This is a genomic window from Shewanella sp. MR-4 (assembly GCF_000014685.1).
Taxonomy (GTDB): domain Bacteria; phylum Pseudomonadota; class Gammaproteobacteria; order Enterobacterales; family Shewanellaceae; genus Shewanella.
Genome location: NC_008321.1, coordinates 2026419 through 2044562 on the forward strand (window position 1 = coordinate 2026419; position 18144 = coordinate 2044562).

Annotated in this window: 12 protein-coding genes; 10 read left to right on the forward strand and 2 right to left on the reverse strand. The window is 44.3% G+C overall.

Annotated elements, in window-relative coordinates:
* The first annotated feature begins 2 nt into the window (after window positions 1–2).
* From SHEWMR4_RS09040 to SHEWMR4_RS20985, 4 genes are read left to right on the forward strand one after another with little or no spacing between them, the layout of a single operon-like run.
* Window positions 3–1691, forward strand: a complete 1689-nt coding sequence (locus tag SHEWMR4_RS09040; protein WP_011622485.1) for a DUF262 domain-containing protein — start codon at window positions 3–5, stop codon at window positions 1689–1691.
* Window positions 1678–3717, forward strand: coding sequence for a BREX-1 system phosphatase PglZ type B (gene pglZ / locus SHEWMR4_RS09045; protein WP_011622486.1), 2040 nt, complete (start codon window positions 1678–1680; stop codon window positions 3715–3717). Before SHEWMR4_RS09040 ends, pglZ begins: the two co-directional genes overlap by 14 nt.
* 9 nt (window positions 3718–3726) lie before the next feature.
* A complete protein-coding gene (locus SHEWMR4_RS09050; protein WP_011622487.1) occupies window positions 3727–4443 on the forward strand; it encodes a zeta toxin family protein in 717 nt (238 codons plus the stop codon).
* Between the two features lie 11 nt (window positions 4444–4454).
* Entirely contained in the window at window positions 4455–4616 is a 162-nt protein-coding gene (locus SHEWMR4_RS20985; protein WP_011622488.1) for a hypothetical protein, read from the forward strand.
* A gap of 41 nt (window positions 4617–4657) precedes the next feature.
* On the opposite strand, the gene SHEWMR4_RS09055 is transcribed toward SHEWMR4_RS20985, so the two are convergent.
* Window positions 4658–6511: a DEAD/DEAH box helicase family protein gene (locus tag SHEWMR4_RS09055; RefSeq protein WP_011622489.1), complete on the reverse strand. Its 1854-nt coding sequence runs from the start codon at window positions 6509–6511 to the stop codon at window positions 4658–4660.
* A gap of 14 nt (window positions 6512–6525) precedes the next feature.
* Window positions 6526–8526 carry a DEAD/DEAH box helicase family protein gene (locus tag SHEWMR4_RS09060; protein WP_011622490.1) on the reverse strand — a complete coding sequence of 667 codons (2001 nt, stop codon included), beginning with the start codon at window positions 8524–8526 and terminating at the stop codon, window positions 6526–6528.
* Between the two features lie 609 nt (window positions 8527–9135).
* Between SHEWMR4_RS09060 and SHEWMR4_RS09065 the strand changes: the two genes are divergently transcribed.
* The 6 genes from SHEWMR4_RS09065 to SHEWMR4_RS09090 all read left to right on the forward strand — a co-directional run bounded on the left by SHEWMR4_RS09065 (window position 9136) and on the right by SHEWMR4_RS09090 (window position 18078).
* The gene (locus tag SHEWMR4_RS09065; RefSeq protein ID WP_011622491.1) at window positions 9136–12333 is read left to right on the forward strand and encodes a DUF87 domain-containing protein; all 3198 of its coding nucleotides are present in this window, start codon (window positions 9136–9138) and stop codon (window positions 12331–12333) included.
* Between the two features lie 17 nt (window positions 12334–12350).
* Entirely contained in the window at window positions 12351–13043 is a 693-nt protein-coding gene (locus tag SHEWMR4_RS09070; protein ID WP_011622492.1) for a hypothetical protein, read from the forward strand.
* A 2-nt stretch (window positions 13044–13045) separates the two neighbouring features.
* Window positions 13046–13243, forward strand: a complete 198-nt coding sequence (locus SHEWMR4_RS09075; RefSeq protein ID WP_041408758.1) for a hypothetical protein — start codon at window positions 13046–13048, stop codon at window positions 13241–13243.
* Window positions 13244–13247: 4 nt separating this feature from the next.
* Complete coding sequence (locus tag SHEWMR4_RS09080; RefSeq protein ID WP_011622493.1) at window positions 13248–14093, forward strand: hypothetical protein; 846 nt, start codon at window positions 13248–13250, stop codon at window positions 14091–14093.
* Window positions 14086–15039, forward strand: coding sequence for a hypothetical protein (locus SHEWMR4_RS09085; RefSeq protein WP_011622494.1), 954 nt, complete (start codon window positions 14086–14088; stop codon window positions 15037–15039). Before SHEWMR4_RS09080 ends, SHEWMR4_RS09085 begins: the two co-directional genes overlap by 8 nt.
* Before the next feature lie 123 nt (window positions 15040–15162).
* A complete protein-coding gene (locus SHEWMR4_RS09090) occupies window positions 15163–18078 on the forward strand; it encodes a hypothetical protein (protein WP_011622495.1) in 2916 nt (971 codons plus the stop codon).
* Window positions 18079–18144: the final 66 nt, after the last annotated feature.

The following is an 18144-nucleotide window of genomic DNA, read 5'->3' on the forward strand; positions in this document are numbered from 1 at the left end:
GGATGTCGAAAAATATTACTGGGGCGGAATACCCACTGTCGAAGATTTTTAGCTCAGATTTTGACTATGAAATCCCGCCATATCAACGACCTTATGCCTGGACCACCGAACAAGCGGGCGAGTTGTTTGATGATCTGTACGATTTTTACAGTCATGAGGCTGAAGAAAGTTATTTCTTGGGCAGTATTGTGCTCATCAAAGAAGAAAATATTCCTCACGCCAAAGTGATTGATGGTCAGCAACGACTCACCACATTGACGATTTTGATTGCAGCGTTGACGTCACTTATTGACGATAAAGAGGCGCGCGCTGAATGTTTTGCGTACATTCAAGAGCCTGGTAAAAAACTGCAGGGCATACCCGCAAAACCCAGATTAGCGTTACGTCAGCGTGATAGAACATTTTTTGCTGACACAGTGCAAGCTTTGAATTTTACCGCATTGGCGGCACTGGATATTGCAAAGTTGGAAAATGAATCACAAATCAATATTCGTCAAAATGCGTTGTTGCTGAAGGAAAAACTGCAGTCCAAGTTTACTGAGGACGAACTGCTCATTAAGTTTGGTATGTTTTTGATGACGCGTTGTTTCTTGGTGGCGGTGACGTCGCCGAGCCAGCAGTCTGCTTTCCGGGTTTTTTCTGTGCTCAATAATCGTGGTTTGGATTTGCTGCCATCGGATCTTATAAAAGCTGAGGCAATTGGGCAGATCTCAGAAGCTAAGCGCGAATCTTTTAATGATAAATGGGAAGAGATAGAGGTAGAAACCGGGCGTAATGGTTTCAACGATCTTCTAACCTATATCAGGATGATTTACGCCAAAAGTAAGGCAAAACGTGCGCTAATCGATGAATTCCGTGAGCATGTGCTGAGCAAGGTGACCCATCCTGAGGTGTTGATTAATAATGTTATTACTCCTTATGCCGATGCTTATTTAATAGCAAGGGATTGCGCTTACCAAGCGACTCACAATGCTGGCGATATTAATCAGTTGTTTTATTGGTTAAACAGAATTGATAACTCTGACTGGTTACCCGTTGCTATTCACTATCTGGCTAAGTTTGGCACAGACAGTGATGCGGTTTTAGACCTCGTTTCCAGCTTAGAACGTTTAGCTGCCAAGCTACACATCTGTGCCGCTAATATTAATGAACGGATAGAACGTTATGCCCAAATTTTGGCCGAAATAGATGCCGCTGTCTCACCCGGTATTACTTGTATTAATTTAACGCAAAATGAGCAAGACGAGTTTTTAGCTGCAATTGATGGCAATGTTTACTATTTAACTGCGCGTAGACGTAATTACCTGATTTTGAGAACTGATTCATTTCTGACAGATGCTGCCGCCAAATATGACCATTCGATTCTGACCATTGAACATGTATTACCGCAAACGGTTGAAGCCGGCTCTGAATGGGAAGCGAATTGGCCCGATGTTGAGATTCGCGACAGCTGGACTCATCGCTTAGCTAACCTGGTACCACTCACCCAACGTAGAAATTCATCAGCATCAAATTTTGATTTTGAGCGCAAGAAGACTGCCTATTTTGGCGGTAAAAGTGGGGTGTCATCATATGTGTTGACGACGCAGGTGCTAAGTGAGGTTAATTGGACACCGGATGTATTAGCCCGTCGACAAGCTGACTTGGTCACTTTATGCAAGAAAAATTGGGGTTTAGATGTTAGTTATTAACTATTTAATCGAGCAGTTGCGCAATGCTGCTGCCTATAACAAGTCAGTTCAAGTCAAGCCTGCTGCGGTGTTGTGGACCGATGAGCTGTGCCAATGGCAAAGTGCGATGCCATTAATCAAAGAATATTTACCTGAACTGCTAGAGTTGGGCGAGTATCAACCTGAACAGCGTACTGGCCCTGCAATTTGGCTCAAATGTGCCATTGCCGGCGTATTAGACGAAGCACCGTTGGTTGAAGAACGCACGCCCATCATCTATCTCCCTGGTGTGGGGCGTAAGGCTCTGCGTGCCATTGAGGAATGTCCGGATGAGTTAAGACCCTTAGCCGAGCTGCAATACCGTGGCAGCTGGTGGGCCTATAATACTGCTGGACGAGACTGGAGTGTTGGCTCGTTTTTGACGAACCCAAGGGTTGGACTAGAGCTGGATGTGGCTAAAGATAACAGTACTCAAGAGGTCATTCCCAAAGTGCTGCGTGATTTACTTGAAACCCAAGTGGATGCACTGAAAGGTCGTCGTTTAGAGGCGAAAGACTTTCAAGAGTTGGTATTTAACGATCCCATTAAAGATTTGCTGGGGTGGCTTAATCATCCCAGTCAGAAACGTGCCCAGTGGGATGAAAACAAGTGGCAACTATTTTGCCAAACCTGCGAGAGTGAATTCGGTCTGAAACCAGGTGATGATACCCATCAGCAGATGTTGGCAGCCATGCTTAATGCCGAGGGGCCTTGGGCTGAGGTGTGGCAGCGGTTTGAGGATTCGGCCCATAATCTGCATTCTCTCCTCACTGCGATTGCTACGCTTGTGCCAGTCGATTTGGCGGCGGATTTTAGTCATTACCCCATCGAAAACGCCCGCGAAGAGCAGAGATTGATGAATGCCCTAGTGGCGTTGGGGCAGGGCGAACTGAGCTTGGTTAGGAGCAACATTGCGGATTTGTATAAAACCCATCAGGTGCGTGAAAGCTGGCTTTGGTATCGCTTAGGACAATCTAAGTATCTGCAAATTTTGGCCGAGCTTGCCAAAGTGGCGAAGCTGACGGCGCAGCCGTTTACCCATCAATCACCTCAAGAGATGGCAGCCCTTTACTGTGACATTTATTGGCAAGCCGATGCCGCCGCACTTCAGGCGATGGCACTGGCAATAGAGCCTCAGCAGCAAGAGCTGGTAGCAGAAGTACTTGCACTTATCTATTCTCCTTGGCTCTCTGAAGTGACCCATAACTTCCAGGCATTGGTGAGGCGTCAGGGTTACCCAGGAGATGGTGAGATTAACGAGGCTACTGCAGGCTATTTAGCCAAGGGGTTAGTGGTGTTTTTTGTTGATGGTTTGCGTTATGACTGCGCCAAATGGTTGGAACAAAAGCTATTTGCGCGCCAAATACAGGCCAAGCTGACTAGCCAGTGGAGTGCATTGCCGTCATTGACTGACACCGCTAAAGCCGCAGTGACACCGATTGCAGGCTTGTTAACGGGAGCGCAGGATACTCAGGACTTTACGCCGTCTGTTGCGGCGACTTCGAGTGATTTCAGCGCTTATCACCTTAAAAAGCTGCTGGCAGAACACGGGTGGCAGTATTTAGAGGGGCTCGATAGTGGCGAGCCAGAAGGACTTGCCTGGTTACAAACTGGCGACCTGGATAACCTGGGCCACCAGCAGCAGCGCAAATTGCCTTTGGGGATTGATGCTGTGCTCAATGAAGTGGCCGATAGGGTTTGCCATCTGTTGGATGCAGGCTGGCGTGAGGTTCGCATTGTGACAGACCATGGTTGGTTGTGGTTGCCGGACAAACTGCCGAAGGTTGTGCTGGATAAGCCACTGGTGCGTAAGTATTTGTCCCGCTGCGCCATTTTGCATGATAACGCCTCGACCGATCTTCCGCAGATGGGCTGGCATTGGAATAATTCGGTATCGCTTGCCATGGCCCCGGGGGTCGGTGCTTTTACCGCTGGTGACTATTACAACCATGGTGGATTGAGCTTACAGGAGTGCTTAACGCCTGTGCTGAAAATTACCAATAGTTAGGATTTAGCTATGGACGATCAACAGATCACTGAGAAAGCTACCAAAGAAGCCAAGAAAATGAAAAAAGCGGTGGCCAATAGGTTAGTTGATCATTTACCGCAGGAGGAGTCTCCGGTATCTGTTTTTATGGCAGGCTCACCTGGTGCGGGTAAAACTGAAACAGCCCGTGCGATGATCCGCGCATTTGCTAATGAGCATGGTCAAGGCTTGGTGCATATTGAAAACGATGAGCTTAGAAAAGAGTTTGAAGATTATAACGGCTTGAATTCGCCTCTGTTTCAACGTCCCGCTACACTGTTAGTTGAGGCTATTCATGACCGCGCATTAAAGCGCAATGTAAGCTTCATTTTGGACTCAACACTCTCTAGCTTTGACAAGGCAAAAGACAACATTGTACGCTCCATAGGACATGAGCGTTACGTGCTTATTATCTTTGTTTATCAGGAACCTGAACAAGCATGGAAACTGGTGAAAGCGCGGGAGAAAGTTGAAGGCAGGCGAGTACCTGAAGCAGTGTTTGTTGAGCAGTTTCTGGAATCGCAACGCGTGGTAAGTGAACTTAAACGCCATTTTAAAGACAAAATTAATATTACGTTCATCGAAAAAAACATTGACGGTGACAACGATAACCCCCACTTTAATGTGACTGACATTGACGCGTTATTGCGCAAAAAGTACAATCGCCAGTCCTTAGAAGCCATCGTTGGCCTAAATCCAGTTACATAAGGGAGGAAGTGATGCTATCTAAGCGTGAAAGAGTTAAATCAACAGCTTTCTCTGATTTTGTGCGTAATGCATCATCTAGAGAGAAAAAGAAGTTCTTTGACAAGATTGTGAAAGAGACCATTCAAGAACAGAAAGAGATGATCGCTAAGGCAAGCAAAGCTGATTGCTACTAAGCATGTTCTATGACGATAAGCCGCTTTTTATAGCGGCTTTGTTATTTAAAGATACTGTCACTGCGAATTTTTGAAATTTGGATTGGATCTTGCCGTTTTTGGTCGGTGAGTGACTGAGAAAATTCGCCCCGTTGATAAAGTAGAATGAGAGTATTGTCATATTCGCAGCCGAGAACTTGGCAAATTTCTGTCATGTCATCGGCATCCATTGCACGTTTAAAAGCATCTTTTTTGCGTGATAAATTGTAAGTGCTAAAGATAGTTGCCATTACGCGTTTATCTGCCGTTATTTCTCCACCGCCAGGATTTACCACTTGGTTGAATTCCACCTCAATGCCATCGTTCAATTTAGCAGTGAAATCAATTGCTCTTGATTTAGCACAACTTGGCGTGTAGTCGTCATAAGTGACACCATTGACCCATTGCGCTTTAATCCAGTTTTTGTCGTCGCCTTTCATGGCTCGACCACTTTTCGGGTAGGGTGTTCCTTCTGCTAAAAATTCACCGCGGATGAGCTGAATGGCTTCAAGCACCTCAGGATCAGACGTATAGGCACTAAAATCAGCGTCTATACAGCAGAGCTTGGCGGGTACGGCGATATATCCCTTAGTTAGATAGGTCGCGGAATCATCAAGTTTTTTAGTGAGTTGAACTTGTGGTTCCGGTGCGATCATTGTGCCGCGATCGAATCCTCTCACCTGATACTTGTCGCAGATATCTTCAAAGAGTTGGTGTAAACCTTCAAAGTCTTCAGAATCATCTTTGGCTTCAAGATGATCGAGCAGATCTGAATAAGCTCTCACTGCATCTAGGTTGGTAAAGTGTTTGGCTTGGGTATTTTGATGATAACCACATGCTCTGCCGACGTTAGCTTGAACAACGGCTGCAATATTCGCGACTGTGCTATCCCAAGTGTTGATCAAGCTTTCTTTCATATTTTGGCCAAAGTTCACACCAGCGCGAAAGCCCGCCACAGTGATTGCAATCAGTTTGTCGTCGAACATTGCTGCTGTTTCATATTCCGACTTGAAGTCATCAATACTGCAAAGTTCGTGCTCAGCGACTCCGACAAGCTTTTGGCCGATAATGTAGATTTGCTCTTCGGCAATACCATGAGCCATCAGCACTTGTTTGGCAGTCTTAGCTTGACTGGATGGGACTCTGATGAGTGACCAACCTGGCCCTTCGTGTTCCATAAATTGACGAATGAAACGCTTTTGTAATAACGAATCATCACAAAAATCCCGTTGATCTTCACTTAACTTGATAAGTTGGTTGTGTCGATGCATTTCGCGGATTCCATGGTAGTCACTGCCCGTTTTATGGAACACCAGCTTAGTGTGGAAATTATGTCTTAGGATTGAATCGGCGCCAGCAGAATAGAGCGCACTGAATGGTGTTGCTGAGATAAAAACAATACAACATTCCGTGTTTTCTTTTTCGATGTAGTCAAATACCCGACTGTATCTAATAGCCTCAATGTGGCTGCCATAGTGGCATTCATCAATGATAATGAGTTTGGGAGCCTGGTGTTTAAAGTCGGTTACTAAAGCGGATTCGAAATTGGCAAAGTTACTTATAACGATGTTAGGTGTCGGAGCTAAGTCTCTTTTGGCTTGTTCCTGTAATGCCACATCAGCCATGGTAACTAAGTACAAGGTATCCTTTAGACGTTTTCTATCGCAGATGGCTTCATCTGACAGGGCAAGGCGTTGTAATCCAGCAAGTACAAGAGCGATACCTGACTTTCCTGATTGCATTTCTGCGGCAACGACGACAGCTCGAGCGCCTGCCGAAAACTTGTCAAAAGTCTTCTTAGCCGCAATTCGTTGATGCTCATAGGTTGTTTCAATCGCTCGTTGTACGTGCTGCCGATGTTGTTCTGCAATATTCATAGTCAGAGAATCACTCAGTAGACTGCCTGTGTTTTATCAGAAAAGTGGGATTCGTCGCTTAGTTGTCCGGTTTTCTCTGGCAGTTCATTGTGTTGTTTTTTGGCTAATGAGCGGTCAATATCGTATTCACCGCGCTTATAGAGCACCATCATGGTGTCATCTCTTTCGATGCCAAAGTGATCGCACATCTGATAAACATCTTCTTGTGACATGATTTTTTTTGCCACATCACGACGAGAAATGTTGTAAACACTAAATATGGCTGCAGTGATGAGTTTGTTCTCCGATAGTTCGCCGGAACCTGGTGCGACAACCCGGTTAAACTCCAGTTCTTCACCATCATCGAGCATTTGGGTATACATAAATGTTTTTTCTTTCTGTGTACCGTCTGCCCGCGCTTTTTCTGGATTATCAAAACTATCACCGTTCACCCAGTGTGCTTTTATCCAATTTTTTCCTGCGCCACGCATGGCTCTGCTACCTTTTACACAAGGTGCGCCCTTAGCGGTAAATTCTTTGCGAATAATTTCTATCGCTTGCAGAAAATGCTTGTCTTGAGTGTATTGCCTAAAATTTGCATCTTCGTCGAGAAGTTTGGCTGGCACAGCAACATAACTATCAGTTTTGTAAGTCTCTACGTCCCCGATAGGTCGACGGCGTTTGTATTTTATTGTGAGTCCCACATCTAAGCCATTAACTTGATATTCCTGGCAGATGTCATCGAAAAACTCTTTGAGCCCTTCGAAATCTGATGCTGCTTGGTCTGAACAAGTTTGTTCTAGATGATTGAGGATTGCACCGTAAGCTTCAGTGGCATTTAAGTTTGTATAGTGAGTGGACTCGTTATTGCCGTGATAACCGCACGCTCGTCCAATGTTTGCTTGAACAACAGCCGCAACACTCGCAACTGTGCTATCCCATGTTGAGATGAGATTGTTTTTCATCATTGCACCGAAGTTGATGCCCGCGCGTGCACTGGCGACGGTAATTGCAATTAGCTTATCTTCGAACAATAATGCGTCATCAAATTCTTTTTTAAAGCGTTCAATTGAGCAGTGTTCATCTTCAGGCACACCACTCAATGAATTACCAATAATGTAGATTGAGTTTTCATCAATACCTTGGGTTTTAAGAAATTGCTTGGCTTCCATAGCTAAGCCAGCAGGAACCCTAACTAGCGACCAACCCATACCTTCATGCTGTTTAAATTGATTGATAAATGCATCGCGTTCAGCGGACGGGAACAGAAAATTGCGATTATCATCGATGAGTGCTTTTACTTTGTCATTACGTAACATTTCGCGAACGCCGTAGTACTCATCACTTGTTTTATGAAAAACCAGGCGAGTATTAAAGTCGCGTCTTAAAATCGAATCCTTGAGCGCTTTTGCTGCAATATCATTAGCTTCTTCTAAAAGCTCTAGGTCTTGGTTTGATTCTGCTTCTGTTTTGGCTTCGAGTGCTTCTTGATATTCGGTTTCTGCACCATACAGCGCACCAAACGGCGTTGCAGAAATAAATACCACGTTACAGCTGTCATTCTCTAGCTCTAGGTAATCAAAGATTTTGCTATAGCGAACCGCTGCGACATTGGACCCATAGTGGCATTCGTCAATGATAATCAGTTTAGGGGGATTGCCTTTGAACTCACTTTCTAGCGTTTTTTCAAAATTGACGAAGTTACTCACGACGACGTTTTTGGCTAACTTAAGATCTGCTTCAGCTTGCTCTTTTAATGCAGTATCAGGCATCGTGACAAGATAGAGAGTGTCTTTAAGTTGTGTACGGTCACAAATTTGTGCATCAGTTAAGCTCAACCGCTGCAGACAGCATAATGCCAGCGCAATTCCTGATTTACCCGCTTGCATTTCCGCGGCAGTAACAACGGCCCTGACTTGCTCACTTGATAATGCATTAAAAGTTTTCTGTGCAGCATTGATTTGATGAGAGTGCAGTGCGTTACTATCTAAAATTTGCTGCACTTTTTGACGCATGTTTTGAGCTTTTGAGTCCATTCTGGCTACCTTATTTTAAATTTCAAATACTATAACACGTTAATTTTAAGTAATAAATTTTAAACACCGCATGTCTAATTGAAATTGTGAAGTGAGATTTCTAGATAGTCTGGTAAGTGGCGACTACACCTGCATGATGCCACTGATGTTTAAGTTAATGTGTTTGTGTATACCTTAATGTAGTTGCAGATCTGTTGCTGAGTAATGCATATACAGCAAAGATGAAAACACCGTAATTTATAGTGCAAATATTTATTAAAAATATGATCTTAGTGAGTAGAAAAGGTTGAGTCTTATCGTGTAGCATGTGTCACATTCAAGCTTGCGTAAGGATTACCATGCCTGTTCCTCCCCCTTGCACGACATTTATTTGTTCTAATTGCGACTGGCACAAAACAGTAGTGTTCAAAAGTGATGTTATTACGCGTGGCTACAACTGGTTTGATGTATGTCCTAAGTGTGGTGGGGCGCTTGAAAAACGTCCTGCAACGATGATTGAGACTGGTTTATCGAAATTGACCAATATCTTCGTAAGATAATCAGTACTTTTAATTTTTTGTCAGGGATTGACGCAGTCTATATTTCTGGCTTTGTGATAAGGATTGTTGCATGTCTCAAGAAGTCATCACCAAATTTTCCGATTCTGTTGTGGGTCGCAGCAATATTTTGCAGCACATAGCCTGCATGCCCACCCCTCAATTTGCTCAGCTGCCATTATCCTTACCCAATTCATCGTTAAAACTGTTACGTGTAGAAGGAATTAATGATGAAAATCCAAGCGCATATAGGCTGGCGTTGGCTAATGTTTATGCTGCATTAGAGCATGAAGATCAAATTCAGTTTGTTTATTTGCTTGATGTTAGTTTAGAAGGGGTTGCCCTTTATTTTGGGGTTAACCAGTTAACCTCTGCAATTGATGGGCCTGGGCATGAAGCGCTTAAAAATTTACGCGGGGCGCTTGAGGGCCAATTACCAGGGATTAATCTTTCTAAGCTAGAAAACATTGAGCCCTTGATGGCTCGTCTACAAGAAAGTAAGCATAAAGGTGTTGTACTTGGTATTCCAACAGGAAAGAGTCAAGAGCAAGACAGTGACGAAGAAGACTATCAGGGTATTGAAAGACTTGTTAGAACTTTGCTTTCTGGTAGTGGCAGTGATTCAGACAGTATCAATTCTGCTAATTGGCAAATGGTTGTGGTGACGCAACCTTTAACTCGTAAAGATGCAAGAGTTTATCTAGATGGTGCCTATGAACTGGCAAGCGAACTATCCATTCAGGTGAAAACCAGTGTTCAAGCGGGTAGTAATAACAATGAGCAAAAGGGCAATAGTTTCAGCGAGGGGACATCGGATAGTACCAATACTGGGCGCACCGATACTCGCAGCAAAAGTGACGGTGTTTCGCAGAGTAAAAATATTGGAAAGAGCTCCAATGACAATTCATCATCCAATCACTCGTCAGGTACCTCTAGTAGCGAAACTCAAGGCAAAAATTGGGGCACAAGTACCAGTATTGCTGATACTAAAGGCAGTAGCCACTCAACGAGTGTTAATGAGACCTATAATCTAAATCGCTCTGCAGGGAACAATATAGGTTTAACTAAAGAAGTGACCGATAAACGCGCCCAGCATCTGCTCGATCATATTGAAAAATCCCTTATTCCTAGGTTGCAAAAGGGCGTAACTAAAGGCTTATTTGGCACAGCCATTTACCTTGCGGCGGATACGCCATCCAGTTATCGCCGCTTAAAAAATACCATTTGTTCCACCTATCAAGGGGGAGAAATCACTGTTAGCCCACTCGAAGTCGTTGATCTGAATGAAACCTCTGCCGCACAACTATTACAGTTACCAACGTTAAAGCAATCACTTAACTATAGAAACGCTTTGTTTCACAGTATCACTAGCAGTCATGAATCACAGTTTTCGACGTTATTGACAGCTGATGAACTCGCTATGGTTGCAGGATTACCACGGCATGAGTTACCAGGGCTGCGCCGGCGCAAAACAGTAGAATTTATTGTTGATTTACCAAGAGTTAAGGCCGATGATGCACTTAAGTTAGGGGCTGTTATTGATCGAGGTCGTAAGCAACACACTAATTCAATCAACCTCAACAAGGCTGATTTTAATAAACATATCTTTGTGACTGGGGTCACTGGAGCGGGTAAAACCACAACCTGCCTTAATTTATTAATTGAATCGGCATTGCCTTTTTTAGTGATTGAACCCGCCAAAACTGAGTACCGCGCCTTACATCAACATATGCCTAATCAGGTGGCGTATTATCGTCCTAATGGCGATCAACACCGTAGTTTGCGGCTCAATCCATTCGCATTGGTGCACCCGAAGCAACATATTCGAAGTCACGCGTCATTTTTACGCAATGTATTTGCTGCGATTTTCCCGATGGAAGCCTCTATGCCCTTTTTAGTTGAGCAAGCGATTCTGCGTGCCTACGAGGAAAAGGGCTGGGATTTAACGGATAACTCTTGTTTTTGTTGCGATGATCCTTTTGACCCAGCGGCGCAGGTCTGGCCAACTATGGGAGATATGATCCGTCAACTTGACCTGTTGATCCCTGAACAAGGAATGGGTAAAGAGTTTGAAGAAAAATATCGCGGCTCTCTGGTTTCACGTTTGACCAGTCTTACTCATGGCGTACTCGGGGATATTCTCAATGTGCCACAATCGCTGAATGTCGATGCGCTACTTGATAACAAGGTCGTTATTGAATTAGAAGAAATTAAAGATGGCGAAGGTAAGGCGCTAATGATGGCGCTGTTGTTGGGCGCGGTCAGCGAAGCCATCCGCTACAGGCATGGAAAAGACAGCACATTTCGTCACTTAACATTAATAGAAGAAGCTCATCGTTTATTGGCAAAACCAGAGCCTGGCGATAAGGCGCGTGCAATGGCCGTTGACGCCTTTGCTGACTTACTTGCTGAGGTGCGTAAATACGGAGAAGGATTGATTATTGCAGATCAAATTCCAGCTAAGTTAGTGGCGGATGTGATTAAAAATACTCATACCAAAATTGTTCATCGTTTGTTTGCTGAGGACGATAGGCGCGCAATGGGCGAAGCCATGATGATGGATGAGGCACAGCGTGATTATTTACCTAATTTAGCTACAGGTGAGGCGGTTATTTTTTGTGGCGGATGGCATGGACCAGCTCATGGGGCTATCCGCGCAGATCTAGCGCAAACCGATGGAGATCCATTATCCGAGGATGATATTAATCAACTGGCAGTCAATCAGCTCTGGCAAGAGAGAGCCAGATATTATCCTACACTTACTCACCTGGGCTGGCTTACCCAAGAAGAACATAAATTATCTTTTGCTGATTTTGTGCGCGCTGGGCGCAAGGCATTGAATATATTATTAGAATTAACTCCACCTATTTTGCAAAAGTCTAATGTAATCGAGTTAAAGCAGCTGAAACTTTCTGAGGCATTGAAGCTCTGGCTAGAGAAATGGCAGCCAATTGCAGCGCAAAATCCCGTCAATCAAGATGAATGGAGGAGGGGGGCAAATTTACCATTGCCAACTCATCCTTTTACGGTGCTGCTACTCGCATTGATGCAAGATTGTCATCCAACCCTGCGTACAAAATCGAAAACAAATGCGATTTGGCCATTTCCTGCCACCGATTTTGCAATCTGGAGTGAGGGTCTGTCAGCGATGCTTAATACACTAGCAACCAGTTCTGCTACTGATGTTGTTAAAAAGCTCACAGACACAAAATCTAAGTGTGCTGAATTTGGAACGGTTCTTGACCAATTATCTAATTATCAAAAATTTTAATTAATAGGAGCGTCATTATGGGATTTTTAAGCATCATTAGCACTGCCATTAGTTCAGCCTGCAGCACTATTGGCAGTGCCTTGAGTTCGTTTGCTAGTAGTTTAGGTCCAGTACTAAACACTATCGCGACTCATTTACCCAAACTAGGCGAGGCACTAGGACAGTTTGCGAATAACTTTTTACAAGCTGTAGGGATTTTAAAGCCAGACGAAGACGTTAAGCAATTGGGTGAGCGTGCGCTGCAAGCCGCGCAGGATGGGATTACACCTGAAATGTATGATGATTTTGACGATTATGTTCAAGCGCTGCGTAACTTTGAAATTGATCCTGATAAAGCCAAAAATCGCAATGATGTCGAAAGGCTCGTTGTGGGCCTTGGCGTAGGCTCCTTTGGACTAGAGCAAAAGTTTGAGGCAGCGCCTGGCTCATTGTCTGCTATCTGGCTTTTACCTGTGGCAAACCCAGAGTTTTTTACTGTTAATCGAATGGATTCGTTACTTCAGCAAGGTAAGTTAAGCGGTGATATTTTTGGCTATCTTGAACGTAAACTTAGTGCGGGAGATTCTTACCGGATGGCTGACGGCATGGCAGAAACATTGGCCAGCACGAGCGGTATTGATAGCAAACAAGAGCTATTTACAGCCCTCGAACAGGCTAAAGATAACTGGCACAGCATAAATGACAGTGTTGACAATATAGACAAGGAATAAAAATGGGATTTCTTAGCTCAATTTCTGGCCCGTTTTCGCAGATAAATGCAGCAGACAAACCTGAAAGCCAAAAAGACGCACTGTTTGCAGACTTTGAAGAAACTGTCGCTAAGTTTCAGCAATTTGACCTTGAAGCCTTTGAGGACAATAACAATGACAAATCATGCTTGCCAGAATCCCAATCAAGAATGAAAGAATAGGCCAATGACATCTCATCAATTCAGCCAGTTAACATCTGTGATCATCTTTTGGGTACAAGACCACCTTGCCGCTTGGGCGCTAAGCGCTAATCAAGTTCCAGTTGAACTCCCCATCGAGGGGGAAAAGCAATGGTTAGCTTGTACTAAAGGGGAGCGGCTTTCCCAAGCGCTTGCCGATATAGATTCACGTCTTGGGGGACATAATTCGTTACAACTAATTTACGATGCAAAGAGTCAGCCAAACCTAGAGGCTGCGCTACCTAAATTGCTAGTTCAATTGTCTAACCGAGGTTGGCAGGTTCTTTCCTTTGAGCACTTAGCCAAACGTTGTGCTTTGACTGTTAATGCTGAGCTACCCCAAAAAAGCTTGGTCGCTGAGCTGCTCCTGCCCATGTTGCTTGCTGCAGATAACGCTACTGAGCGCCAGAGGTTACAGGAGGTGACTCATCGCGAACATCAAGCACTAACACAGCAATTACAGTGGGATAGAGAACAAATCATGAAGGAGAATGAACGGTTAGTGGCTCAAAATGCCATACTACGTCGTGTAGATACAGAGCAGTTGATGAGTTACCTGCCCGCATTATTTCCTCGGGTATTTACCGTTATCGACGGGAATGAGCTGGCTTTATTAGCCGGACGGATAGAGCCCTTTAAAATAGCAAACCCTTACCCTGAACCGAGTCCAGAAACTCTCTACCAGCTGCAGCGACAATTTAAAAAACTGCCAATAGACAATCAACGCCAAATTGTCGGTTTTGTTTCAGAATTACCGCAGCGGCAGCAATTAACGCCCCGCCCTGAAATACGTAGTCTGATAGAGCAACTAGAGGCGGATAAACATGCCTGATCACCAAGAAGAAAACTCTTTTAAGCATTTAACCCTTGATGAACAAAAACGCTTAGATGAACTCAGTCACAACTGGGCTAAGGAGGATATAAGCTTTTTTTCGGGTAGCCCGAAGTTAAGCGTGTTTGACTTAAAACTGTTGCTCTTGCATTTTGAGCCCTTAAAAAGTTTGATCCAGCAGCTTGCCCACCAGACATATAGCAACACATCCGCTATTAGTGATGCTTGCACCTTTGCTGCTAATCCCTTAACTACCGACACATCCTTAACTGCGGCGCACTGTTTGCCAACAGCCTTGGTTGAGCTACAAGCCCTTGAGCAACAGTTAGCGCAGGCACATGGTGCCAATAGCCAACTCGAGCAGGAGTTGCAACAACTTCAATCGAAGCTTTACGAGCAGCAGAATAAAAATCTCACATTAGAAAATGCGTTAACGTCGGCTACCGCAAAACTAAAGCAGTTAGAAGCTCAATATCAACAAGCCCAACAGGCCTTAACGGCTGCTTCCAAAGCATTAAGCCACCCGGTGCAAAATATCCTCAGGCAAGACTTAAGCTTAAGTACCGATTTGGGACTTAATGCATCCGGGGGCGCAGAGCCTTCAAGTACAGATTTAATTAGCACCGTTGCGGTAATGTCTCAACTCGATAGTGTTAAACGCTTATGGGACTTACTGAAAGATCGCTGCGAACAGCAAAATAGAGCCGCCAGCCAAGCCGAGGCCCAATTGCTTGCGACTGCACTTGGCTGGCATAACCACAACTGGCAGCAAAAGCCCTATCAGCTCTTTGAGCCAACGATGGGACAGAGTTTTGATTTTAACCAACAGCAGCGCGCAGCCTTCAGCCAACCGATTGGAGAAACAGTAAAAGCGGTGGTGCTTCCTGGGATAAGAGATCATGCGGGGCGATTACTTAAAAAAGCCTTAGTTATCACCACACCCTAGCGATTTTGATATAGCAGACAGACGCTCATAATGGCATTTGGCCGAAACATTCGCTTTATTTAATGCAATGCTATGGTCTCTTACGAGTGTTAACTGCAAGATTCCATTACGGATAATAGCAATATGATTCAACACCAACCTCAACAGTATTCACAGCCGCAAGAAACTAACTCGAATCATTCCAGCGGTGTGTGTGGTAAATCGAGCCCTAAAACAGCCAGAAATTTTATTCAACATTTTTACGATGAGCTTGCTGATTTCACTGAATCTTTAGCAACTGAGCGGTTTTGGCATATTTGCCCCCTTGGTAGTAACGAAGCTTGTGGACTATTCGATACCCAAACGGGCCTAAAATATCCGCCAATTGTTGCTTATCAACAGTTTTTTTCCGCGAATGCTTTTGTATTGGTCAAGGACAAACATGGGAATTCTGCAAAATTTCATACTCAGAACAAGCTTTTATGGTCACATGGTGCTGGTTCTAACCTAATAAAGGGGAATCTAGATACGCTTAAAACCGAAGCTGCAAAGTTTCGAATCCTTGGATTAGAAAAATGGTGTGTGCCGAAAACGCCCAATTTCAAACAATTTGCCCTAAGTAAGGCAAATCCAGACGTAAATGCAAAGGGAATATTAAATCAAAACGACTGGATGACCCAAGAGTATCAAGTTGGGCTTGAAAAATGGGATTTGTATCCTACCTTTTATGAAGGATATCTCTATGCTTGCAATTCTTCTTGGCAATCCCTTAGTTTTTCTCAAATAGCTATATTTACCATCGAACATCAATACACATTATCAACCGTCGATAAGCAAGAAAGTACATTTTGTAAAGCGGATAATAGTTGGCAAGAGCTAGACCACGAGCAACTACTTATCACCCTCAATGAACAGGGGGTTTATTTACGCGGCGTTAATCAAGATCAATGTTTAACGAGTCCGATTAGTACACTGAATGGCTTAGATTGGCGACCTTGCCGTTTACCTCAATTAGAAAAGGCAAGGTTAACCGATCTCAATAAAGGTTTATGGGAATTGTGGGACTGTGACCCCGAGACACTGGCTAAGCTTAAGTTGGTAGCTCGTAATCCCAAGCAGGATGTTAAATTGCACAATGTGGCAATCGATTTTGGCACGAGTAGTACTGTAGTAGCCTATTGCGACCAGCATGGTGCGCGGCAGTTACTGCGCATTGGCGTGCGGGATTTTTACCAGCAACCAGAAGCCAACCACTATGAAAACCCCACAGTATTAGAAATATTGGATTTTGAGCGCTTCAGGGCAATCTGGCAGCGCCAAACTTACCGGCCAGAGCTTGATTGGAACTGGTTACATACTTCCCACGAGGCACAGGAAAGCTTTAGAAATAACCCCGGCGATACTGGAGTGCTTGCCAGAATTTTACCGCGTATTAAGCAGTGGGCTATGCGTTCAGATAAGCAACTGCTGCGGTTAACTGACTACCAAGGCCATGAATTGACCCTTGCGGCATTAACAGAACGTAACCCTGTGCGTGGTCAGGCGATGGAGGTGAGCACTGCCGATCCCTTTGATCCGGTCGAGCTATATGCTTGGTATTTAGGGATGACCATCAACTGGCGTGAGCGTGGCTTGTATCTTAAATACCACCTGACGTTCCCAGCAAAATATGAGCGCGCGACTAAAGATAAAATCCTTGCCAGTTTCCGCCGAGGCTTACAGCGTAGCTTGCCAAGCACGTTAGTGTCTCAAAATGAAATTTTTAGGGACTTTGAAGTAAAAGAATTGGCATCAGAGCCGGCAGCTTATGCCGCTGCGGCGTTACATCATTTAGCCTCTCAAGACGCTGCGGATACTAGTACAGTGATAAATGGCAACAGCCGCAGTATCAAGCCTAAGTTAACCGACGATGGCATTGCGTATGCAGTATTTGATTTTGGCGGTGGTACAACTGACTTTGATTTTGGTCTTTGGCGCTGGGCAACGGCTGACGAGGAGGATGAAGGTTATGAGCAAGTATTTGAGTCGCTTCATTCATCTGGGGATAATTTTTTAGGTGGCGAAAATTTACTCGAACACCTTGTTTATGAGACCTTTAAAGACAATTTAGACATTTGCCGTGAATATAAGATCCCCTTCACTCGGCCCCTTGATGGCAAATCCTTTAGCGGCGATGAAGTTTTTGTCCAACAAACTCAAGCGGCGCAAACTAACTCTGTATTACTCGGAACAAAGTTACGCCCATTTATGGAGAATGCTGATAGCCAATTTGAATCTCAAGCTTCCATAGATTTGCTTAATATGGATGGGCAGAAAGTTAAGAGTGAGATTAGTTTTGATGTTCAAAAGCTAGATGCCTTGTTATTTGATCGAATTAAAGAAGGTTTACGTGCCTTTTTAGTAGAATTAGACCATGTGGTTGAACAATTAGGTCCAAGGCCTATACATTTACTATTGGCAGGGAATGGTAGCCGGTCAAGGCATATTACCGCGTTGGTTGAGAATGAAAGTGATGAATGGAACGCATTGCTTGCAGAGGTATTTCAAGGCAGAAGTCCAACATTAGTTATTCATCCTCCTTTGGCGGTAAACCAAGATAATTTGCATGCACCAACGGCTAAAACTGGGGTTGCACTCGGTTTGTTGCGACTTTGCCCTGGTGAAAAAGTAAAACTTATTAATAAGATTAGAACAGAAAGCCATGATGAAGCGCCATTTCGCTATTATTTGGGCGGTATTCGTCGTGGACAATTTACGCCGCAGTTGGCCCCCTCTAGTGATTATCAACAGTGGCAATTGTTGGGTAGTATGCCTCAGCAGGTTTTTAAGCTGTGTTACAGTGTAAGTCCGAAAGCTAAGGTGGGCATGCAAGAAGGGGATCCTGAGTTATTGATCCACAGAGTTGATTTTCCTGCTGCGCCATCTGGAACGAAACTTTTTGTCCGTGCAATTCATCCCTGTATTGTGGAATTAGCAGCGGTAAGCGAAGAGGCTTTGCTTGAATCAGATATTATTAGTCGTATGAAACTGGATCTTGAAACGGGATTGATAACCTCGTAACGGTGTGTTTGATTAAAATCGTTATTTCGACATGTTACGGCTTATTTATGACCAAATTGGATCATA

What these genes read in the sequence shown, in the direction of transcription:
- SHEWMR4_RS09040 (WP_011622485.1), top strand. Translation starts at nt 3, where the DNA reads ATGTCGAAAAATATTACTGGGGCGGAATACCCACTGTCGAAGATTTTT.
- pglZ (WP_011622486.1), top strand. Translation starts at nt 1,678, where the DNA reads ATGTTAGTTATTAACTATTTAATCGAGCAGTTGCGCAATGCTGCTGCC.
- SHEWMR4_RS09050 (WP_011622487.1), top strand. Translation starts at nt 3,727, where the DNA reads ATGGACGATCAACAGATCACTGAGAAAGCTACCAAAGAAGCCAAGAAA.
- SHEWMR4_RS20985 (WP_011622488.1), top strand. Translation starts at nt 4,455, where the DNA reads ATGCTATCTAAGCGTGAAAGAGTTAAATCAACAGCTTTCTCTGATTTT.
- SHEWMR4_RS09055 (WP_011622489.1), bottom strand. Translation starts at nt 6,511, where the DNA reads ATGAATATTGCAGAACAACATCGGCAGCACGTACAACGAGCGATTGAA.
- SHEWMR4_RS09060 (WP_011622490.1), bottom strand. Translation starts at nt 8,526, where the DNA reads ATGGACTCAAAAGCTCAAAACATGCGTCAAAAAGTGCAGCAAATTTTA.
- SHEWMR4_RS09065 (WP_011622491.1), top strand. Translation starts at nt 9,136, where the DNA reads ATGTCTCAAGAAGTCATCACCAAATTTTCCGATTCTGTTGTGGGTCGC.
- SHEWMR4_RS09070 (WP_011622492.1), top strand. Translation starts at nt 12,351, where the DNA reads ATGGGATTTTTAAGCATCATTAGCACTGCCATTAGTTCAGCCTGCAGC.
- SHEWMR4_RS09075 (WP_041408758.1), top strand. Translation starts at nt 13,046, where the DNA reads ATGGGATTTCTTAGCTCAATTTCTGGCCCGTTTTCGCAGATAAATGCA.
- SHEWMR4_RS09080 (WP_011622493.1), top strand. Translation starts at nt 13,248, where the DNA reads ATGACATCTCATCAATTCAGCCAGTTAACATCTGTGATCATCTTTTGG.
- SHEWMR4_RS09085 (WP_011622494.1), top strand. Translation starts at nt 14,086, where the DNA reads ATGCCTGATCACCAAGAAGAAAACTCTTTTAAGCATTTAACCCTTGAT.
- SHEWMR4_RS09090 (WP_011622495.1), top strand. Translation starts at nt 15,163, where the DNA reads ATGATTCAACACCAACCTCAACAGTATTCACAGCCGCAAGAAACTAAC.